The organism is Mycobacterium sp. NPDC006124 (assembly GCF_040614235.1).
GTDB lineage: Bacteria > Actinomycetota > Actinomycetes > Mycobacteriales > Mycobacteriaceae > Mycobacterium.
Window position 1 is genome coordinate 150,856 of record NZ_JBEXUA010000004.1, and the last position, 19,725, is coordinate 170,580.

The 19,725-nt window shown below is 68.3% G+C and carries 15 protein-coding genes; 3 read left to right on the forward strand and 12 right to left on the reverse strand.

Features of this window, described 5'->3' with window-relative positions:
* Position 1: 1 nt before the first annotated feature.
* From ABZ195_RS10350 to ABZ195_RS10385, 8 genes are all read right to left on the reverse strand, one after another.
* Positions 2–859 carry an ABC transporter permease gene (locus tag ABZ195_RS10350; protein ID WP_355217306.1) on the reverse strand — a complete coding sequence of 286 codons (858 nt, stop codon included), beginning with the start codon at positions 857–859 and terminating at the stop codon, positions 2–4.
* A complete protein-coding gene (locus tag ABZ195_RS10355; protein WP_355217308.1) occupies positions 859–1,713 on the reverse strand; it encodes an ABC transporter ATP-binding protein in 855 nt (284 codons plus the stop codon). Before ABZ195_RS10355 ends, ABZ195_RS10350 begins: the two co-directional genes overlap by 1 nt.
* Positions 1,710–7,253, reverse strand: a complete 5,544-nt coding sequence (locus tag ABZ195_RS10360) for a type I polyketide synthase (protein WP_355217310.1) — start codon at positions 7,251–7,253, stop codon at positions 1,710–1,712. The genes ABZ195_RS10355 and ABZ195_RS10360 overlap by 4 nt, the downstream gene beginning before the upstream one ends.
* Before the next feature lie 129 nt (positions 7,254–7,382).
* Positions 7,383–9,158: a lycopene cyclase family protein gene (locus ABZ195_RS10365; RefSeq protein ID WP_355217311.1), complete on the reverse strand. Its 1,776-nt coding sequence runs from the start codon at positions 9,156–9,158 to the stop codon at positions 7,383–7,385.
* 202 nt (positions 9,159–9,360) lie between these two features.
* Entirely contained in the window at positions 9,361–10,647 is a 1,287-nt protein-coding gene (locus tag ABZ195_RS10370; protein WP_355217313.1) for a cation:proton antiporter, read from the reverse strand.
* A 77-nt stretch (positions 10,648–10,724) separates the two neighbouring features.
* Positions 10,725–11,582, reverse strand: coding sequence for a metal ABC transporter permease (locus ABZ195_RS10375; RefSeq protein WP_355217859.1), 858 nt, complete (start codon positions 11,580–11,582; stop codon positions 10,725–10,727).
* A gap of 62 nt (positions 11,583–11,644) precedes the next feature.
* Entirely contained in the window at positions 11,645–12,427 is a 783-nt protein-coding gene (locus ABZ195_RS10380) for an ABC transporter ATP-binding protein (RefSeq protein WP_355217315.1), read from the reverse strand.
* Entirely contained in the window at positions 12,414–13,205 is a 792-nt protein-coding gene (locus ABZ195_RS10385; RefSeq protein WP_355217860.1) for a zinc ABC transporter substrate-binding protein, read from the reverse strand. Before ABZ195_RS10385 ends, ABZ195_RS10380 begins: the two co-directional genes overlap by 14 nt.
* Before the next feature lie 379 nt (positions 13,206–13,584).
* Here ABZ195_RS10385 and ABZ195_RS10390 point away from each other — a divergent pair, with 379 nt between their 5' ends.
* A complete protein-coding gene (locus ABZ195_RS10390) occupies positions 13,585–14,295 on the forward strand; it encodes a VIT family protein (protein WP_355217316.1) in 711 nt (236 codons plus the stop codon).
* A gap of 16 nt (positions 14,296–14,311) precedes the next feature.
* On the opposite strand, the gene ABZ195_RS10395 is transcribed toward ABZ195_RS10390, so the two are convergent.
* On the reverse strand, positions 14,312–15,298 hold the full coding sequence (locus ABZ195_RS10395; RefSeq protein ID WP_355217318.1) for an NAD(P)-dependent oxidoreductase: 987 nt from the start codon (positions 15,296–15,298) through the stop codon (positions 14,312–14,314).
* On the opposite strand from ABZ195_RS10395, the gene ABZ195_RS10400 reads away from it, so the two are divergent.
* The gene (locus tag ABZ195_RS10400; protein ID WP_355217320.1) at positions 15,255–16,052 is read left to right on the forward strand and encodes an RsiV family protein; all 798 of its coding nucleotides are present in this window, start codon (positions 15,255–15,257) and stop codon (positions 16,050–16,052) included. The genes ABZ195_RS10395 and ABZ195_RS10400 overlap by 44 nt on opposite strands.
* A 58-nt stretch (positions 16,053–16,110) precedes the next feature.
* Here ABZ195_RS10400 and ABZ195_RS10405 read toward each other — a convergent pair whose 3' ends face one another.
* From ABZ195_RS10405 to ABZ195_RS10415, 3 genes are all read right to left on the reverse strand, one after another.
* The gene (locus ABZ195_RS10405; RefSeq protein ID WP_355217322.1) at positions 16,111–17,094 is read right to left on the reverse strand and encodes an NAD(P)H-binding protein; all 984 of its coding nucleotides are present in this window, start codon (positions 17,092–17,094) and stop codon (positions 16,111–16,113) included.
* A 274-nt stretch (positions 17,095–17,368) separates the two neighbouring features.
* Positions 17,369–17,734, reverse strand: coding sequence for an ANTAR domain-containing protein (locus tag ABZ195_RS10410; protein WP_355217324.1), 366 nt, complete (start codon positions 17,732–17,734; stop codon positions 17,369–17,371).
* 347 nt (positions 17,735–18,081) lie between these two features.
* On the reverse strand, positions 18,082–18,651 hold the full coding sequence (locus ABZ195_RS10415) for a helix-turn-helix domain-containing protein (protein ID WP_355217326.1): 570 nt from the start codon (positions 18,649–18,651) through the stop codon (positions 18,082–18,084).
* Positions 18,652–18,754: 103 nt separating this feature from the next.
* On the opposite strand from ABZ195_RS10415, the gene ABZ195_RS10420 reads away from it, so the two are divergent.
* A complete protein-coding gene (locus tag ABZ195_RS10420; protein ID WP_355217328.1) occupies positions 18,755–19,717 on the forward strand; it encodes a helix-turn-helix domain-containing protein in 963 nt (320 codons plus the stop codon).
* Positions 19,718–19,725 lie beyond the last annotated feature (8 nt).

The following is a 19,725-nucleotide window of genomic DNA, read 5'->3' on the forward strand; positions in this document are numbered from 1 at the left end:
GTCACGACCGGTCCGACCACCGGAACACCGCCAAACACCCGATCAGCCCGCCGACGGTCCACGCCGTCAGCACCAGGAAGATGCGCCAGTGCTCCCAGCTTCCGGCCGGTTCGAAGGCCACCATCTCCGGGGGCAGCAGGACCGAGCGAAAACCCTGTGCCATCCACTTGATCGGAAAGATCGAGCCGATGGTCAGCATCCAGGCCGGCAACACCACCAGGGGCACGTAGGTCCCCGAGACGAATTGCAGTGCCACCGACGGACCGTTGGTGATCACCGCGGCCGACACGGCGTTGCTGGCGTAGTTGCTGATGAAGATGCCCAGCAGCGAACAACTCGTGGTGCCCAACACGAAGACCCACGCCAGGGTGAACCACCCTGCGGGGTCGCTGGGCAGGTGCAGGCCGAAGACGACCACCCCGACCGCGAGCAGGATCACGGCCTCGGCGAAACTGACCACCGCGACCAGGACGATCTTCCCGACGAAGTACGACGTGGCGGTCGTCGGGGTCCCCCGCAGACGGCGCAGGCCGCCGGTGTCACGGTCGGCGGCGATGCTGATGCCCAGGTTGATGAATGACGTCGACAGGATCCCGTAGGCCAGCATGCTGGCCGCGATCACCGACCCCGTGCTGGTGTCGCTGTTGGGCAGTTTCGCCGTGAAGATCGAGCCCAACAGCACGCAGATCACCGCCGGCATCGAGAACGTCAGCGCGACCTGCTCGGGCCGGCGGTAGAACATCTTCAGCTCGGGAACCACCCGCGACATCCCGATCCGCAGCGCCGAGGGCAGCGGCGCCTCGGCGGCCGGAGCGCGGTGCCGGGGCGGCGCGACCACGCGGGTGCGCTCGAGCGCCATCAGGCCTGACCGATCAGGCGCAGGTAGGCGTCTTCCAACGTCGGCCGGGTGACGGTCAATTCGGCCAGCTCCCCTTCGTCGTGGCCGAGCCTCCTGATCAGATCGGTGGGCCGGTCGGTTCTCTCGACGTGTACACCGTCGGCGTCGACCCATCGGACCGTGGCCGCCGCGTCGACGTGCCCGGTGAGTCTGCCCGGTGAGTCGACGGCGACCACACTGCCCCGGACGATCACCGCGACCCGGTCGGCAAGCGCCGCGGCCTCCTCCAGGTAATGGGTCGTGAGGACGATGGTGGTGCCGTCGGCGGCCAGCAGCCGGATCAGCTCCCAGAACTGCCGCCGGGCCTCGGGGTCGAAGCCGGTCGTCGGCTCGTCGAGGAACAACAGGTCGGGCATTCCGACGATGCCGAGCGCCACGTCCAGACGGCGCCGCTGCCCGCCCGAGAGCGTGCGCACCCTCTTGCCCGCGACACCGTCGAGCCCGACGAGTTCGAGGACCTCACCCGGAACCCGAGCGGTGCCATAGCAATTGGTGAACATCCGGACGGTCTCGGCCACGGTGAGCATCCCCGCGTCGCTGGCCTCCTGCAGCACGATGCCGACCTTCGCCCGCCAGCTGCGGCCCGCCGTTCCCGGGTCCTCCCCCAGCACCCGCACCTCGCCGGCGTCACGCTTGCGATTGCCCTCGAGGATCTCGATCGTGGTCGACTTGCCCGCGCCGTTGGGCCCGAGGATGGCGAAGATCTCCCCGTAGTTCACGTCGAGGTCGAGGTCCCGCACCGCCGGCACCCGCCGATACGACTTCGAGAGACCCCGAACCCGTACTGCGAAGGCGTCGTCCGCGCGTGTCGTCAACGGCCGGGTTCCTGCTCGGCCGTCTCCGCCTCCAGCTCCGAGAGCAGTCGCCGAAGGTCGTCCTCGGAGAGCCCGTCGATGAGGTCGTCGACGCCGTCGTCGGCCGGAGTCTGCTTCTCGGTGACGGCCGCCTCGCCGTCGGCGTCGTGGATCGCCTCGACTTCGGCGAGCACGCGTGCGGCCAACGAGTTCACGCTGACACCGCGCAGGATCTCCAGCACCGGAAGGTCGATGGCGAACGTCGCGTTGATCCGAAGGCGGAAGTCCATCGCCATCATCGAGTCCAACCCGACGTCGTCGAGCACGTCGTCGGGCTCGATGTCCTCCACCGCGCAGTCGAAGACCCCGGCGACCGTGCGCCGCAGCTGATCGGTGACCGCCCCGAGCCGCTCGGATTCCGGCAGTCCGGCGAGCATCTCCACCATCGACGAATCCGAGTCACCCTGGTGCGGAGCCACTTCGGTGGCCTCGAGTTCGGCGAACATCTTGGGCAACCCGGCGCTGAACCCCACCTGACGGGCTCGGCCCCAGTCCGCGGTGATCGCGATCACCTGCGGCGCCTTCTGGTTGAGCAACCGGTCGAGGATCTTCGCGCCCGCCGACGGGGTGATCAGCTCGATGCCCCGGTGCGCGTAGACCTTCTCCAGCCGCAACTCCTCCACCATTCCCACCGACCACGGACCCCACCCGATGGTCATGGCCGGCAAGCCTTGGGACTGGCGGCGGTGGGCGAACGCGTCGAGGAAGGCGTTCGCGGCGGCATAGTTGCCCTGCCCCGGCGACGCGATCGCCGAGCCGGCCGAGCCGAACATGACGAAGAACTCCAGATCGTGCTCGGCGAAGGCATCGTGCAGCGCGCGAGTGCCAATCATCTTGGGCGCCAGCACCTTCGCGAAGTCCTCTTCGCTCATGTTCATCAGCAACTGGTCGTGCACGGTGCCGGCGGCGTGGATGACGCCGCGGACGGGCCGGCCACCCTCGCGGACGTGATCGTCCAACCACGCGCGCACTCGGGCCGCGTCGGTGACGTCGACGCTGGCCGTGCTCACCTGGGCCCCGAGTCGCTCGACGGCGCGGATGGCGTCGACGGTGGCGAATCCCGGGTCGTCCTCGGTGAGCGCCGACCACTCGTGACGTGGCGGGACGGCAGTGCGGCTCAGCAGCACGATGTGCCGTGCGCCCTGCTCGGCGAGGTAGGTCGCCACGGTGCGGCCGAGCGCGCCGACACCACCGGTGACGACGTAGGTCGCGTCGGGGGTCAACGTGGTGGGCAGGGCCTTCGTGAGGCTCGTGGCGGGGCGGATGCGCGGGACGTACGTGGTCTGGCCACGGACCGCGATCTGGTCCTCCGGATCGTCGGCGAGCACGTAGTCACACACGCGCGCGGCAGTCTCCGCGGGTTCGTCGGCGTCGTCCACGTCGACCAGGCCGCCCCACCGCTCGGCGAACTCGTGGTGGCCCAGGACCCGGCCGAGGCCCCAGATCGTGGCTTGGTCGGCGACGCAGGACGTCGTGCCCGGGGCGGGCTGGGCATTGGCCGTGACGAGGTAGAGACGAGGTATGACGGCGTCGTGCTGGGCGAGCGCCTTGATCAGTCGCACCACCGTGAAGACGCCCAGGTGCAGATTGGCGTCGGCGGCCGCGGCGTCACCGGGGTCGGCCACGACGTCGACCGGCCAGCAGTCGACCACGCCGGTGAGGTCGCCGGTGCGTTCGAGGTGTCCGGTGAGCACCTGCGCCACGTGGTCGGCGCGTTCGGGATCGACCACGTAGCCGTCGTCGGTCTCGGCCACCGCGTCGACGGGCCCGTGGGTCACGATTCGGACGCGATGCCCGCGGCTGCGAAGCCCGTCGGCCACGGCGGTGCCGACACCACCTGCGTCGGCGAAGACGAGCCACGACTGGTCCTCGGCGTCGGCGGGTTCGGCGACGACGGCATCGGGCACCGATCCCCGGTCATACCAGTGGATTTCGTAGAGCCCCTTGTCCAGGCGCTCGGGTGAGGTGCGTGACGAGGAGGTGATGGACTCCACCGTGAACCCGTCGAAGACCGCGAGCGGCTCACCAAGCTGGTTGGTGACGGTGATGTCGGCCTCGATGCGCTCCCTGGTCGCCGAGACGACCCGCACCTCGACGGTCATCTTCGCCTCCGGGGCCCCGTAGACGGCGACATGTGCGATGCGCGCGGGCAGGTACTGCTCGCCGGTGTCGCCCTGGTCCAGAAGCGTCGTGCCGAACAGGGTTTGGAACGCCCCGTCGACGAGCGCCGGGTGGAAGCGATACGGGTCGAGGTCGTCGGCGATCGCTTCCGGCACGGCGAGGCGGGCGACCGACCAGTGGTCGCCGCCGGCGATCTCGGTGACGGGACGGAATGCGTCGCCGTAGTCGAAGCCGAGAGTCGCCGTGCGGGCGTAGAACTCGTCACCGGAGGTGGGGCTCACCTCGGCGTCACCCGGGGTCTCGCGTCGACGCGGCGCTGCGGGCAGGGCGCGCAGGGCGGCGGTGGCGGTGACGGTCCACTTGACCTCACCGTCGGGCGTTGCGGTGAACGCGGCGAACTCGACGGTGCCGTCGTCCTCGTCGAGCGTGGTCCGCAGGATGGGGTCGCAGGTGTCGTCGAGGATCACCGCACGGTGGAACCGCAAGTCGTCGATGGCGAGGTCGGTGCCGTAGTGCTCGCGCGCGGCGGCCATCGCCATCTCGACGTACACCGCCCCCGGCACCACGACACTGCCCTGGACACGGTGATCGGCGAGGAACGGGAAGTGCGACGCGCTGAGTTCGGCCTCCCAGGTGGGGCGCACACCGGTGACCGGTTGCCCGAGAAGTGGGTGAACCGGGTCGTAGTGCAGGTCCTCGGCCGCCTCGGGCGTCTCGTTCCAGTACCGCTTGTTCTGCCACGGATAGGACGGCAGCTTGACCCGTCGGGCGGAACCACGCGGGTGTACCGCGGCCCACGCGACGTCGTGACCGTTGCAGTGAAGTGCACCAACGCAATTGAGCAGTGTGCGAACGTCGTCGTCGTTGCGGCGCTGGGTGGCCAGAACGAGCGCCTTCTCGGTTCCCGCGGTCTCGAAGATCGACGCCGCCAGCACGGGATGCGGACCCAGTTCGACGAAGTGGGTGTATCCGTCGTCGAGCAGCCGCCGCATCGCCGGCTCGAACAGGACGGTGGCACGGGTGTTCTGCCACCAGTAGGCGGCCCCGGCGGCGTAGCCGTCCAGCCGCTCACCGGTGACCGTCGAGTACAGCGGTGTCGTCGGTTGGCTCGAGGCCAGCCCCTCGAAGGCGGCGAACAGTTCGTCCCTCACCAGGTCCATGTAGTGCGTGTGGTACGGAACCTTCACCGCGAGATGGCGATTGAACACCTGCGCGGCGTCCAGCTGACGGGCGACGTCGTCGAGCACCTCGGCGTCACCGGCGATGGTCACCGACGACGGACTGTTGATCGCGGCGATCGACACTCGGCTCTGGAATTCGGCGCGGGTCCGGTCGTCGAGGATCCCCATGAGCGACTCGGCGTCGAGCCCGACCGCGAGCATGCGGCCCATCCCGCTGGTGCGCTGCTGCAACCGGCTCCGGTGGTAGATCACGCGCACGGCGTCGGAGAAGCCGAGCACACCGGCCAGGTAGTGGGCGGCCACCTCGCCGGCACTGTGTCCGACCACCGTGTCGGGCCGCACTCCGAAGTGTTCGAGCTGGGCCGCCAGCGCGATCTGGACGGCGAAGTTGGCCGGTTGGGCCACGTCGGTCTCGCCAAGTCGCGACGTCGTCTCGTCGCGCCGAAGCTCCTCGAGCAGTGACCAATCCGTGTACCGGGACAACTCGCGGTCAGTGCGTTCGATGCTCTCGGTGAAGACGGGAAACACGTCGAGCAGCCCGCGGCACATTCCCCACCACTGCGGGCCCATGCCGGTGCAGACGAACGCCAGCTTCGGCGTCACCGGGTTGGTGCGTCCCGCGGCGATCTGTCCGCCGTCGGCGAGCGCCTGGAGTTGGTCTCGTGCGTCGGCGATGCCGTCGGCGATCAGGGTGTGGCGGTGGTTGAGGTGGGCGCGTCGCAGTCCGAGGGTGTACGCGAGATCGTCGAGCGTGACCTCGGGATGGTCGCCGAGGTGGTCGGCGAGTTGGCGGGCCGTGGCCACCAGGGCCTCTTCGCTGCGGGCGGAGATCGGCAGGATCGTCGACGACGAAATCCCCGAACCGCTTTCGACGGTCTCGGCAGCGGCGGGCGGCTCGGCGAGCACCACGTGGGCGTTGGTCCCGCCGAATCCGAACGAGTTGACCCCGGCGACGCGACGCTCGCACGCGGGGTACGGACGGCCGGTCGTCGGAATGTCGATGCCCATCTCCGCGAGGTCGAGACCTCCACTGGGCGAATCGAAGTGAAGATTGGCGGGGACGAAGCCGTGCTTGAGCACCAGCGCCGTCTTGATCAGACCGGCCACCCCCGCACCGGCCTCGAGGTGTCCGATGTTGGTCTTGACCGACCCGATGAGCAGGGGCTCGGCGTCGGACCGACCCGAGGCCAACGCACTGGCCAGCGCCCGAATCTCGATGGGATCGCCGACCGGCGTGCCGGTTCCGTGCGCCTCGACGTAGCCGATCTCGGCGGGCTCGACGCCGGCGCGGTGCAGCGCGGTGACGATGGCGGCCTCCTGGGCCTCCTTGCGGGGCACGGTGATGCCGTCGGTGTGTCCGTCCTGCGACACCGCGGTGCCGAGGATCTGGGCGTACACCTCATCGCCGTCACGCAGGGCCTGGGCCAGGGGCTTGACGATCACGACTGCACCGCCCTCGCCGCGGGCGTAGCCGTCGGCCGACTCGTCGAAGGCCTTGCTGCGTCCGTCGGGACTGAGGAACCCACTCTTGGACTCCGCGATGGCCGTGTTGGGTCCCAGCATCACGTTCACGCCGCCGGCCAGGGCGACGTCGCATTCACCGTTCCAGATGCTCTGGGCCGCCAGGTGAACCGCGACCAGCGAACTCGAACAGGCGGTGTCGACGGTCATGCTGGGACCGCGGAAGTCGAAGGCGAACGAGATCCGGTTCGCCAGCATCGTCATCATCATTCCGGTCGACGAGTGGGTCTTGAACCGGTAGCGGCTGGTGCGCCCCTGATTTTGGAGCAGTTGATAGTCCAGGGTGAAGCCGCCGATGAAGACGCCGACCGGGGTGCCGGCCAACGAGTCGGCGGCGATACCGCCGTCCTCCAGGGCCTCCCACGTGACCTGGAGCAGGAGGCGTTGCTGCGGGTCGAGCAGGTGGGCCTCGCGCGGCGAGATCCCGAAGAATTGTGGGTCGAACTGGTCGACGTCGGCGAGGAATCCGCCTCTGCGCGTGACCATCTTGCCGACCTTGCCCGGGTGGGGGTCGTGGAAGCGCGCCGCGTTCCAGCGTGCGTCGGGCACGACGCGCGTGGCATCGGTGCCGCTGCACAACAAGTCCCAGTAGCTCTCGGGCGAACCGACGTCGCCCGGCAGGCGGCATCCGATTCCGACGATCGCCAAGGGTTCCTGACGGCTTCGTTCAGTCGGCATGTGGTGTCCTCGTCCCCCAGCATCTGTGGTCATTCATTGTCTACGTCCCCACGACCGGTCACCCTGCCGCGTGTGCGGTGCAGGGCTCACCACTGGTTCGTATTGACGGCCGCGTCGGATGGGTCGTCGTCAGGTCAGTTCAAGAGAGCTGGTGAGGATCCACTCCGAGCTGACCGGATTGACGGCCTGCTCGGTGCGGAAGACCGACCGCAGTTCGCGCAGCAGCGGGTCACGCTGCCAGGCCTGCACCTGCCGCATGACGTCGTCGTCGGCGAAGACCTTGGCCTTCTCCGCGAGGACCGTCTCCATCAGCTGGCCCGCGACCTGGCGCAGCAGCCGCGCGTTGGCGTCGAACCGCTCGGCGAACCTGGGTGCGGTTCCCATCATCGCCCGGTGCAGGGTCTCCATGAAGTTCAGCGGGACGTACAGGTCGACGAACCGGGCTGACGCCGCGGCGCCCTCCACCGCCGCCCACTCGCGGAAGAACCGTTGCACGCGGTTGCTGAGCTCGATCAGCCCCTCGAGGTACGGCACGATCTCGGGGTCGTCGGCGACGGTGACGAATCGACCGTTGGCGTAGAGGTAGCCGACGAAGCCCCAGTAGAACGCGATGTCCCAGACGACCTTCGCCGCCATGACGTTGGGGGCACCCATCAGCGTGTACTGGTCGCGGTAGATGGCCAGCCACATCTCGGTGAGCGACCGGAACAGCGAATCGGCGATGGCCCCCCGCGCGACGACGTCCTCACCGTCGAGCTCGCGGATGACCATGTCGGTGATGAGCCCGTTGCCGATGGCGACGAGATCCAGTCCCGAGGAGTACAGCGGGTCGAGGAAGATTCCGGCGTCTCCGGTGATGGCCCATCGTTCGCGGCCGTCGAAGATCTTGCTGACGCCGTGGCTGTACTTCTTCATGACCCGGAAGTCCTTGATCAGGTCGTCGAACTTGGCCAGCTCGGCCGCGCACTGCGGCTCGTGCTCGCGCAGCCATGCCTTGGCCTTCTCGAGGCTGTTGAAGCCGTCCATGTCGTGGAACGCCGGGTCCGCCACGATGCCGACGCTGGTGGCACCAGAGGCCAGCCGGATCAGCCAGACCCAATACCCTTCTCCCATGAGGTGATTGGTCGACATCGACCGGTCACCTTCGGTGAGGCGGCCCTGCCACTGCGGGTCGTCGCTCCAATTCCCCAGGTCGATCTCGGCGGCGACCCGAAACCACACCGCGTTGCAGTGGTGCTCGTTGGGGAGCCTGAGGTCGAGTTGGCGGGGCAGCTTGCGGGTGCGTCCGGACGCGTCGACCACCCAGCGCGCGGTGACCTCGGCGACGGCGTCACCGTTCTGGGTGGTGATCACGTGGGGTCGGCCCTCGGAGCCGAACTCCACCGAGCGGACCCGCCCCTGGGAGAACTGGACGCCCGCGGCCACGGCCCGGTCGGTGAGCTCGTTCTCCAGCCGGCCACGGTCGATCTGATAGGTCGGCTGCGGCACGAAGCTCGAACTGCCGACCTCCATCCGCTCGGTGATGTCGGTATTGCCGTCGTGGGTGAAGAACATGCGCAGACCCATCTTGCGGATCTGCGAGCTCTTGAGGTGGTCGGCCAGTCCAAGGCGTTCACCGAGGTACAGCGCCGACACCTCGACCGTGGACTCCCCGACGGTGTGGGTGATCTCGGGAACGGGGCGCACGGTGGGCTCGACGACGACGATGCGCGTCGCCGGCCGCGCGCGGCGGATCTCCAAAGCGAGGGTCAGCGCCGCGATGCCGCCACCGATGACGGCGACGTCGTGGTCGGCGTCATTCGCCGGCACGGCCTCGGCAGCAGTGGTGTCCGCCTCCGCCAACTGTGCTCGGATCCGGCGCGCCAGCGCGGCCCGTGTCTCGGCATTCATCTCTGAGACGTCCATGCGTTCCCCTTCCACGAGACGACGGGAATCTCACTGCGGCCGACGTTATCGGACGCTGCGGCCTCGACTGGCCCGAACGGACGCCCGGCGCGGGTGCGAGCACCGGGCCTCGACCGACCGGTCGCATCTCGATCGTGCTGCGTGCAGACCTCGGTGCGCCCACCACGGCAAGGCCGGGCGGCGTGGCCGACCGTCGGTGTCGTCAGCATTTCGTCACACCGTCGTCGGCCAACGGAGCCGCGGTGGCCGGTGGTGCGAGCACGCGGTGCCGGCCGTAGACGTATTCGAAGATGGGCGAGGCCATCAGGGTGGTGACGATCGCGACCAGCACCAGGATGGTGAACAACGTGGGGCTGATGATGCCCGCCTCCAGCCCGATGTTCAGCAGGATCAGACCGATCAGGCCGCGAGCGTTCATCAACGACCCGAGGGCGACGGCCTCGCGCAGAGGCACCTTCTTGAGCCGCGCGGCGACCGTGCAGGCGATGCCCTTGCCGGCGATCGCAACGGCCACCAGGCCCAGCGTCACCGCCCACAGCGTCGGGGTGTTCACCAGCCCGATCTGGGTGTTCAGCCCGGAGTAGACGAAGAACATGGGCAGCAGGAAGGTGGTGACGAGCGGCTCGAGCCGGGAGGTCAGGTGCCGTTCGAAGAACCCGGACGGCATGGCGACACCCAGGATGAAGGCGCCGAAGATGGCGTAGATGCCGATGACGTCGGTGAACCACGCGGCGGCCATCAGCAGGATCAGCACGACGCTCAGCATGGGCGGGGTGACGGTGCCCTGGCGTTCGGCCATCGGCCCGAGCACGCGCAGTGCCCGTCGACCGATCGTCATGACCACCACGGTGTAGACCACGCCGCCGCCGATCGCCACGACCGCCATCATGGGATCGTCGCGGTTCATGGCGAGCACCACGGCGAGGATGCACCAGGAGACGGCGTCGTCGGTGGCGCCGCAGGCCAGGGCCAACGTGCCCAGCGACGTCCCCGACAGGCCCTTCTCGAAGATGATGCGGGCCAGCATCGGGAAGGCGGTGATCGCGATCGCCGCGCCGAGGAACAGCATCGCCATCACCGGTGTGACGCCGTCTTCGAAGTACTCCCCACTGGACAGCAGCGGCACGGCGACGAGGGCGCCGAGCGCCAGCGGCGCGAGGATGCCGGCCGCGGAGACCGCCACCGCGGTGCCCGCACGATGCTTGATCAGGTCGACGTCGAAGTTGAGTCCGATGAGGAACATGTAGAGGACCAGGCCGATCTGGGCCACGGTGTAGAGCACCACGTTGGACGGCCCGGGCGGGAAGAGCGCCTGCTGGACCCCGGGAGCGATCTGGCCCAGCAGCGACGGTCCCAGCACGACTCCGGCGATCATCTCGCCCACCACCTGCGGCTGCCCGACCCGCTTGGCGACGATGCCCACCACTCGGCACGTCGCGAGGATGACGGCCAACTCCAGGAAGAAGTGGATCGCAGTGGCTGCGGGCATGTCGGGTTCCTACGGGTCGCCGGGCGTGGGCACGTCTAACGGTCCGAGCTCCGCAGGCCGCGGCACCGGTGCCGCGGTCAGTCCAACTCGGGGCTCAGGAGTCTATTCGCCGACGACGACCCTTCGGATGGGTGTCGGGGCCGACCCTCGGGCGCCGTGCTGCGCTGACCCAGCCGGTCGCCGAGCCACACCATTAGCCAGATGCCGCAGGCGACGGTGACGACGAGGAAGCTGGGCGGCACGTTGAACATCGCCGACCCGGCGAGCCCCACCCACACCGAGAACACGCTGATCACCGCCGAGATCGCCATTGCCGCCGACGGGCGCGGGGTCAGCGTGATGCCCGCGGCGGCGGGCGTGACCAACAGAGCGAACAGCAGCAACGTCCCGACGGCCTGCACCGCCATCGTCACGGCCAGCGCGAGCAAGAGCATGAACACGACCGAGAGCGCGCGCACGGGAATGCCCTTCGCCTCGGCGACCGAGGGGTTGACCGAGCCGTAGAGCAACGGCCGGTAGATCACCCCCACGCACAGCACGAGCACTGCGAACAGCGACGTGAAGCCGACCAGCTGGTCGTGGGTGATGGCGAGAAGGTTCCCGAACAAGACGTTGGTCATCGTGCTGGAGCTCTTGGTGGCCAGGGAGTTGAGGAACAACCCCAGCCCCGTGGCGAACGCCAGCGTGGTTCCGGTGACGACGTCGCGGTCGGAGGCGCGCGCGCCCAGCGCCCCGATGACGAGCGCTCCGGCGGCGCAGAACAGCCCGAGGCCGAGCACCGGAGGCAGACCGAGCAGCACCGCTCCCGTCGCACCCGGCAGGCCCATGTGGGCCAGGGCGTGCGAGGCAAAGGCGTTGCGCCGCACCACGATGAAGTACCCCATCAGCCCGGAGGCCAGCGCTACGACCGTGCCGCCGATGAGCGCGTTGCGCATGAACGGCGAGCCGAGGATCGCCCACCAGTCGTGCTGATAGCCCAGGGCCGCGGCTCCCGCCGTCACGGCACGCACCGGGTGTACAGCTCGCCCTGCGGCGTGTGCATCACGTGGATCGGGGTGCCGTAGAGGTGTGAGAGCAACGCGTCGTCGGCCACCTCGTTCATCGGTGCGTAGTGCGGGTGGCCGTCGAGCAGGTAGATCGCGCTGTCCAGCAACGGCAGTACGGGATTGAGGTCGTGGGCGACGACCAGAATGGTCACGCTCAACTCGCGGTGCAGGCGCGCCAGGAGCGTGACGATCTCGCGCTGACTACGAAGGTCCAGCGACGCCAGGGGTTCGTCCAGGATCAACATTCGCGGGCGGGAGACCAAGGCCTCGGCGACGGCGATGCGCTGCCGTTGTCCGCCGGAGAGTTGGGCGAGGCGCCGGTCGGCGAAGTCGGTGGCGTCGACCGCGGCCAGAGTCTCCCGAACCCGTTGGCGCTGAGCAGATGTCGCCCGCCCGAAGGCCCACCGACGACCGGTCAGCCCAAGCATCACCATGTCGCGGGCGCGGATCGCCTCACCCGCGGTGGCGGCGTAGTCCTGCGGCACGTAGCCGATGCCGTCGTTGTCCGCACCGGGGCGGGCGCCGAAGACGCGCACCTCTCCGGCCGCCGCCGGGATCAGCCCCAGGATCATGTGCAGCAGGGTCGTCTTGCCCGCACCGTTGGCTCCGATCAGCGCCACGATGCCACCGGCGGGCACCTCGAACGTGGCCTGCGACCAGATCAGTCGCCGACCGCGGACCGCACTGACCCCGGTGAAGGCAAGCGCGGGCGGCTCGGTGTCAGGTCGAGACACCCAGGGCCTTCGCCAGGGCGGTGAGTTGTCCGTCCTGCCATGCCTCGAATGAGCTCTGCCCGGGTGGCACGGTCTCGGTGACGTCGACCACGGGCACGCCCGCCCCTTCCGCCGCGGCCCGGATCTGTTGCGGGACGGCACCTTCGGTCTGGGTGTTGTAGATCAGAACGTCGACCTGCTTGGCGGCCAACAGGGTGGTGAACGCGTTGATGTCGGCCGGCGTCGGGTCGGATTCGTTGGCCGAGGCCCGTTGGTAGCCCTCGGGGGTCTTGTCGACCAATCCCATCGCCTGGGCCTGGTAGTCGAAGATGCCCTCGGTGGCGGCGTAGCTCTTGCCCGACGCGCCGGCCTTGATCGTGGCGATGAGGCCGTCGTAGGGCTTGAGCGCGCTGGTCAGCGCCGCGCGGCGGTCGCCGAAGAAGCCGGCCGCCTCTGGGTCGAGCTTGCTCAGCTCGGCGGTCACGGCGTCGGCGACGGCGGTCACCGCCGACGGGCTGTACCAGAGGTGCGGATTGGCGCCCTCGGTGGTCTTGGTGACCTCCGCGGCGCTGACCACTGGTGCCCCGGGCGCCGAGGACGCGGCGAGCTTGGCGGCCCAGGCGTCGTAGTCCGCGCCGTTGACGACGACCATCTTGGCGCCGGCGAAGGAGGCCGCGTCCGCGGGTGACGGTTCGTAGTCGTGGGGGTCGACCGAGGAGCTGGCGAGGATCGTCTTGACCCGAGCGCAGGCTCCGCCGAGCTCGGAGACGATGTCACCCCATTGGTCGACGCTGACCACGACGTCGACCGGTGCGGTGGGGCACGCAGCACCGGACGTCGTGGCGGCCGGTGCTGCGGCGGTGCTCGACGAGTCGGACGGAGTGGACTGCCCCGAGCCACAGGCGGACAGCGCGCCGGTCAGGGTCAGGACGAGGGCGGCGGCGAACGGGGCCGGACGGCGTAACGGATGGGTCATAACGCTAACGATAATCATTTCCATGTAGATGGCGCCACTCGGGTGGGAGTCTTCGATTTCCGCGGCCGATCAGTCCCGGACGCGGGTGCGGCGCGGCCGCCCCCGCCGTGACGAAAAGCCCGCGGCCGGAGCGCGTTTGAGGCCCTTTTGGCTAGCCTTGGTTTGCTAGCGCAAAGGCGGGCCGGTGGCTACCGTCTTCGCCATGACGACGGCACCCCATCCCGCCGAGCCCCACACCGGTTCGGTGTCATCGAAACTGAACTGGCTGCGGGCCGGTGTCCTGGGCGCCAACGACGGGATCGTCTCGACCGCAGGCATCGTCGTCGGCGTCGCCGCGGCCTCCGCGTCGTCGGGCCCGATTCTCACCGCGGGCATCGCCGGACTCGTCGCCGGTGCGGTCTCGATGGCCCTGGGCGAGTACGTGTCGGTGAGCACGCAGCGCGACACCGAGAAGGCCCTGCTGAGCAAGGAACGCCGCGAGTTGCGGGAGGACCCCGGCGCCGAACTCGACGAGCTCGCGAACATCTACCAGGCCAAGGGATTGTCCGCGGCCACCGCGCGCACGGTGGCCCAGGAACTCAGCGACCATGACGCGTTCGCCGCACATGCCGAGGTCGAGCTGGGGATCGACCCGGGTGACCTGACCAACCCGTGGCAGGCGGCGTTCTCCTCGGCGCTGTCGTTCACCGTGGGCGCACTGCTGCCGCTGATCGCAATCATGTTGCCGCCGAACGGCCTTCGCGTCCCGGTCACCGTCGTCGCCGTCCTGCTCGCGCTGGCCGTCACCGGTGCGACGTCAGCTCTGATCGGCGGCGCACCCGCGGGCCGGGCAGTGGCCCGCAACGTACTCGGAGGCGGCCTTGCCCTCGCCGTCACCTATCTGATCGGACATCTCGTCGGCACGGTCGTCTGAGCACGCCGCGCGCGGCTCAGTAACCGAAGTAGACCGCCGCCATGTCCTCGTCGCCGTGGCCGGCCTCGCTGGCCGCGTCGAACGCGGCGCGGACGCCGTCGACCAGTGCGGTGGACAGTCCCGCCGCGGCGATCGCCTCCTGGATCAGCCCGGTGTCCTTGCGAACGCCGTCGACGCTGAACTGCGGCGCGAACGACGACTCGATGATCGCCTTGCCCTTCATCTGCAGGTAGGGCGAGCCCGCCGCGGATCCGTCGAACGCGTCGAGCATCAGCTGCTGGTCCAACCCGAGCCCTTTGGCAAGGGCCATCGACTGTCCGACGGCTGCGGCCAGGGCGCCGATCCATGCGTTGCAGACCAGCTTGAGCTTGGACCCGAGACCCAGTTGGTCGCCGACCCAGACCGTCTTGGCCGACATGGCGTCGAACGCCACCTCGACCTTCTCGCGCAACGCCGGATCACCCGATGCCAACATCACCAGCTTGCCTTGCTCGGCGGGTGCCTTGGTCCCCAGTACGGGACAGTCCAGGAAGGCGACGCCGTGCTCGGCGGCGAGGGCGGCCGTCCGCTCGGCCCCGTCGACGCCGACGGTCGCGCACTGCACGAATACCGCGCCGTCCCCCATCGCGGGCAGCACCGTGGCCATCAGTTCGAGGGTCGAGGCCGCGTCGAACAGCATCGCCACCACGACGTCGGCGTCGGCGACGGCCGCGGTCGGATCCAGGGCGACCACGGCGCCGTCGTCGGCGAGGGGTTCCGACCGTTCGGTCGTGCGGTTCCACACCGTCACCTCGATGCCCTCGCGCAGCATCGACTGCGCCATTCCCGCGCCCATGGCGCCCGTACCTAGAACCGTCACTAGCATGGGGGCCATTCTGCCCGGCCCCCGCCGGGACGCCGCGTGCAGCGCGTTAACCTGTCGTCTGCGGCGCAGTGCCGCGTTTGCCAGGAGGATCACCATGCGCTCTGTCAGCGTGGCCGTACTCGCCACGATCGCCACCATCTTCGGCTCGTCGGCCGTGGCGCAGGCGGCACCGAAGGACTACTGCGCCGACCTCAAGGGCGCCAGCACCGGTAGCTCGTGCGTCATCCAGCAGTCCGATCCTGCCTACACCGTGAACATCAGCATTCCGCAGGACTACCCCGACCAGAAGTCGGTCGCCGACTACGTCTCCCAGACCCGCGACGCGTTCGTGAACACGGCCAAGTCGGGCGGCGGGCAATCCTCGCTGATCATCGCGCCGACGGAGTACACCTCGGCGGTGCCCCCGCGCGGCACGCAGGCCGTGGTGTTCAAGGTGACGCAGAACGTGGGCGGCACGCAGTCGAAGACGACGTTCAAGGCGTTCAACTGGGACCAGTCCTACCGCAAGTCGATCGTCTACACACCGGTGAAGGACGACAAGACGTTGACGCCGCTGTGGCGGGTGGACGATCCGCTGCCGACCGTGGCGCCACTGGTCCAGAGCGGACTGCAACAGCAGTTGGCACCCCCGCCCGCCGCGCCCGCGACCCCGACGGTCGCGCCCGGCCAGCCGACTCCGACCACGTCGACGACGAGCACCGCCCCGCCGCCCCCGCCGGCGCCGCTGCCGATCTCGTCGGCCGCGCTGTACAACCCGGCCAACTACCAGAACTTCGCGGTAGTGAACGACGGGGTGATCTTCTTCTTCGACCAGGGCGTGCTGCTGCCCGATTCGGCCGGGCCGCTGCAGGTGCTGGTCCCGCGGTCGGCGATCGACCCGATGATCGCCTGACGGGTCCCCGGTCCTCACGTTAGATCTCGGCCCCGGGGGCCAGTTGCCAACCGCAGGTCTATCGACGACCGTGATGCGCCCAGCTGGGATCAGTGGTCAACAACGTGGCCGCATCGGGGCGGGCGGCGAGAGCACCGTCGTCGGTCGTGCCCGGCTGCCGGAGAGCTCGTCGAATCGACGTGCGGTAGGTGCTCAGTCCACGCGGCGGCGGAGCGATGATGGTGTCTATGTCACGGTCCTTCATCACCGCGTCGTGCCGCAGTGACTCCACCAGGGGACGCACCAGATCGGGTGACATGGGTGTGAGGAACGCTATGCCGCGGGTGCTCAGCGACGGGGTGACGAGCGGGACCGGGACGAAGCGGCGGCGAGACAACCCGGCCTCTTCGGCGAAGTCACCCAGCATGTCCCGATAGCGAAGGACGTTGGGGCCGCCGACGTCCCAGGTTCGGGATCCGGGTAGATCCGCGGTTGCCGATGCCACGAGATAGTGCAGGACGTCGTCGACGGCAATGGGTTGGACCAGATGATTCGTCCACGTGGGCACCGGCAGCACCGGCAGGGCGACGGTCAGCAGGCGGATCATCTCGTAGGACGCCGACCCGGCGCCGATGACGACCCCGGCCTGAAGGACTACGGTCTCGATTCCCGAATCGATCAGGGTGTCGCCGACCGTGGTGCGCGACTTCAGGTGTGCGGACAGTTCCCCCGTCCTGGGGTGCAAGCCGCCGAGGTAGACGAACCTGCCGACGTCGGCCCGGCGGGCCGCCGTGACGGTGTGGTTGGCCGATTCCGCTTCGGCGCTGCTGAAATCGGTTGAGCTGCCCATGGAATGGACCAGGTAGTACACGACGTCGATCCCCGTGAATGCCTTGGCGAGGGAGTCAGGGTCAGTCAGGTCGGCGGTGACGACCTCGACGTCGTCCACCCATGACATCTTTTGCAGATCGTGCGGGTCGCGCGCCATCGCACGCACCCGATGGCCCGCCTCCAGAAGCCGTGGGATCAGTCGGCCGCCGATATAGCCCGTGGCCCCTGTCACCAGACAATTCAACCCATCGTCTGACACCTGATGATCCTCTCGACCGCGCTCGCAGCAGCTCGCCGGGTCGGGAGCGACTTGAAGGTGATACCCCGCCGCCGGTCTCCTCACGCCTGGTTCGGCCATGCCAGGGTTGGGCCATCTTCCTCGACACGCCGAGCGGGCTCGACGATCGCGGCGTTGGGGGGCATTGTCCTGCAATCGGTTTCACCGCGGTGATGGCGCGCACGTGTCGACTACGGCTGCTCCGCTGCCATGCGAACCGGCTTTCGACTCAACCCAGGCCCACGGGTGGCTGTTTGGCTGCCTGGCGCACGGCGATCTCGGCGACGCGTTGATACGCGGTCATGAGGAGTAGGCGGGAATGCGGCCGGTCGAGGGCGGCCTTGGACCGGGACAGGTCGACCAGATCAGCTATCACTTGCTCCGCCAGATACGTGAGTTGGACGTTGTGGTGTAGCGACTGCGTTCGCAAGACGTCGAATGCGGCATCGGCGTCGATGCCGCACACGAACATCAGGATTCCCTTGGCCTGCTCGATGGTGGCCCGTTCGGCGACGATGCGGTGTACGCGCGCTGCGATCCGCAGATCTTCGTCGACGCCGGAGGACTCGCCGCGGCTCTCGGCGTTCATCATCATGCAGCTCCTTCACGACTAGCGTCGGTTCGTTGCCGTGCTACATGCCGTGGTCTGGGACGAGTCCTGCCGGTGACTGACGCGCTGTGGACAGTGGATATGCCTACCCCGTCAATTCAACCGTGAATCACCTAAATGTGCTCGCCGTTCGACATTTCTGCAACGAGATGAGAGAAGTGTTAGCGGGGTGCGGCGGAGGTTCGGGAAACGGGCGATGTGCATGATTCTCGCGCGAGCACCAGCTTTGCTCCCCTCCCGGGCGAAGGCCACTGCGACGCCTCCGCCGGTGCAACCGCGGCCAGCACGTCAGCGGCGGCGCGGTCCGAGGTGATCGCGGTCCAGGCTTTCGGTTACCAGGTCTGCACGTCAGCTGCGATCGCCTCGGCCACCGAGGCTGCACGGGCCGGGGCGAAACGCGCAGTGATCATCAGGCCCATCTGAGCCGCACTGAGTATTTCGGCCTTGGCCTCCCCGTTCTGAATTCCTTCGACCGCGTGAAGCGCGTGAAGGAGAGCCCGGCGCAACCGCTTGCGAAAGGCTCGGACCGACTCGGTGGCCGCCGCGTCGAGAATGGCCAATTCCGAGGCGGTGTTGGCCATCAGACACCCGCGCGACGCTACCGACGCCGGCCCTCGCAGATGGTGCGCGAGGGCCCGGAAGTAGGCGACGATCTCGTTGCGGCCGGCCGTGGCGGCCTCCATCGGTTCGATGATCGGCCACATGAAGTCGTCGCAGTAGCTCTGCATCGCGCGGTCGAAGAGGCCCTGCTTGCTGCCGTAAGCCTGATAGAGACTCGAGCGGCTCAGTCCGGTCACCGTTTCCAGATCGGCCAGCGGGGTGGATGCGTATCCGCGTTCCCAAAACACGTCGCGTGCGGCGCGCACGACGTCCAGGTCGTCGAACTGTCGGCGACGCCCCATGGCCGTTCCCTCGATCCTAGTGGTCCGGTTGACAATATGAATCGCTCGGTCCACTATACAAATCAGAACTGATCAGTTCAGAAATTTGGAGAGGTCAAGGGCTATGTCGCTCATCGTCGACACCCGCCAGATACCGGCAGCAGACCGGGCAGAGGCCGTCACCCAGGTGGTGGGTGACACCCTCGTCGCAGTTGACATCGACTTCACCGAGGGGCTTCCCGTCACGGCGGCCGGCACGATCCACGAGTTGGGTGACCTGAAGAACTTCTCGGTGCAATCCAATGCGCTCACCGTGGAGCGCACCCCTTGTCAGGCCCGCGACGATTTGCGCCCAAGCCTGTTCCTCGGAGTACAGCGCTCCGGCACCAGCATCGTTGTCCAACACGGCCGCGAGGCGCTGCTTCGGCCGGGTGAGCTGGTGCTCTGGGATACGACGTCGCCGTACACGTTGTCCGACCCCGATGGGATTAGACATCATTTCTTTCGGCTGCCGATCGAGCGTTTGGCACTGCCACACGACCTGATCACGCAGCTGTGCGCGGTAACCCTGAGCCCGGCGCATCCGATGGCCGACCTCGCAGCAACCTATTTCCGGCGCCTCGCGGCTCGCTTGGATGTCTTCGACTTGCCCGACGCCGATGCGATTGCCGCACCCAGCATTGAATTGGTGCGAGCGTTGATCACCACACACGTCGATGCAACCGAGCTGGGCAAGGATGCGATGCACGCCACCCTTGCGCTACGGATTCTCGAGTACTTGCGAGCTCACCTGCACGACCCCGATCTCAACGCCTCGCAGGTGGCCTGCGAACACCACATCTCGGTGCGGCAGCTCTACAAAGTGCTCGCTGCCGCCGGGGTGACCTTGGGTGACTGGATCCGCGCTGAACGCCTGGCAGGGTGCCGGGGCGACCTGGCCAACCCCGCAACGCACGCCACCTCGATCGCCTCGATCGCACGGCGCTGGGGTTTCACCGATGCGTCGAGCTTCGCGCGGATGTTCCGCACCACGTACGGCATCTCCCCCCGCCAGTGGCGCGACACCCGAGCGGCCGCGCTCGGCTGACACCCGGC

What these genes read in the sequence shown, in the direction of transcription:
- ABZ195_RS10350 (WP_355217306.1), bottom strand. Translation starts at nt 859, where the DNA reads ATGGCGCTCGAGCGCACCCGCGTGGTCGCGCCGCCCCGGCACCGCGCT.
- ABZ195_RS10370 (WP_355217313.1), bottom strand. Translation starts at nt 10,647, where the DNA reads ATGCCCGCAGCCACTGCGATCCACTTCTTCCTGGAGTTGGCCGTCATC.
- ABZ195_RS10390 (WP_355217316.1), top strand. Translation starts at nt 13,585, where the DNA reads ATGACGACGGCACCCCATCCCGCCGAGCCCCACACCGGTTCGGTGTCA.
- ABZ195_RS10365 (WP_355217311.1), bottom strand. Translation starts at nt 9,158, where the DNA reads ATGGACGTCTCAGAGATGAATGCCGAGACACGGGCCGCGCTGGCGCGC.
- ABZ195_RS10415 (WP_355217326.1), bottom strand. Translation starts at nt 18,651, where the DNA reads ATGGGGCGTCGCCGACAGTTCGACGACCTGGACGTCGTGCGCGCCGCA.
- ABZ195_RS10375 (WP_355217859.1), bottom strand. Translation starts at nt 11,582, where the DNA reads ATGCGCAACGCGCTCATCGGCGGCACGGTCGTAGCGCTGGCCTCCGGG.
- ABZ195_RS10420 (WP_355217328.1), top strand. Translation starts at nt 18,755, where the DNA reads ATGTCGCTCATCGTCGACACCCGCCAGATACCGGCAGCAGACCGGGCA.
- ABZ195_RS10395 (WP_355217318.1), bottom strand. Translation starts at nt 15,298, where the DNA reads ATGGTGGCGATCGTGGCGAGTACGGCCACGCTGACAGAGCGCATGGTG.
- ABZ195_RS10400 (WP_355217320.1), top strand. Translation starts at nt 15,255, where the DNA reads ATGCGCTCTGTCAGCGTGGCCGTACTCGCCACGATCGCCACCATCTTC.
- ABZ195_RS10360 (WP_355217310.1), bottom strand. Translation starts at nt 7,253, where the DNA reads ATGCCGACTGAACGAAGCCGTCAGGAACCCTTGGCGATCGTCGGAATC.
- ABZ195_RS10410 (WP_355217324.1), bottom strand. Translation starts at nt 17,734, where the DNA reads ATGATGATGAACGCCGAGAGCCGCGGCGAGTCCTCCGGCGTCGACGAA.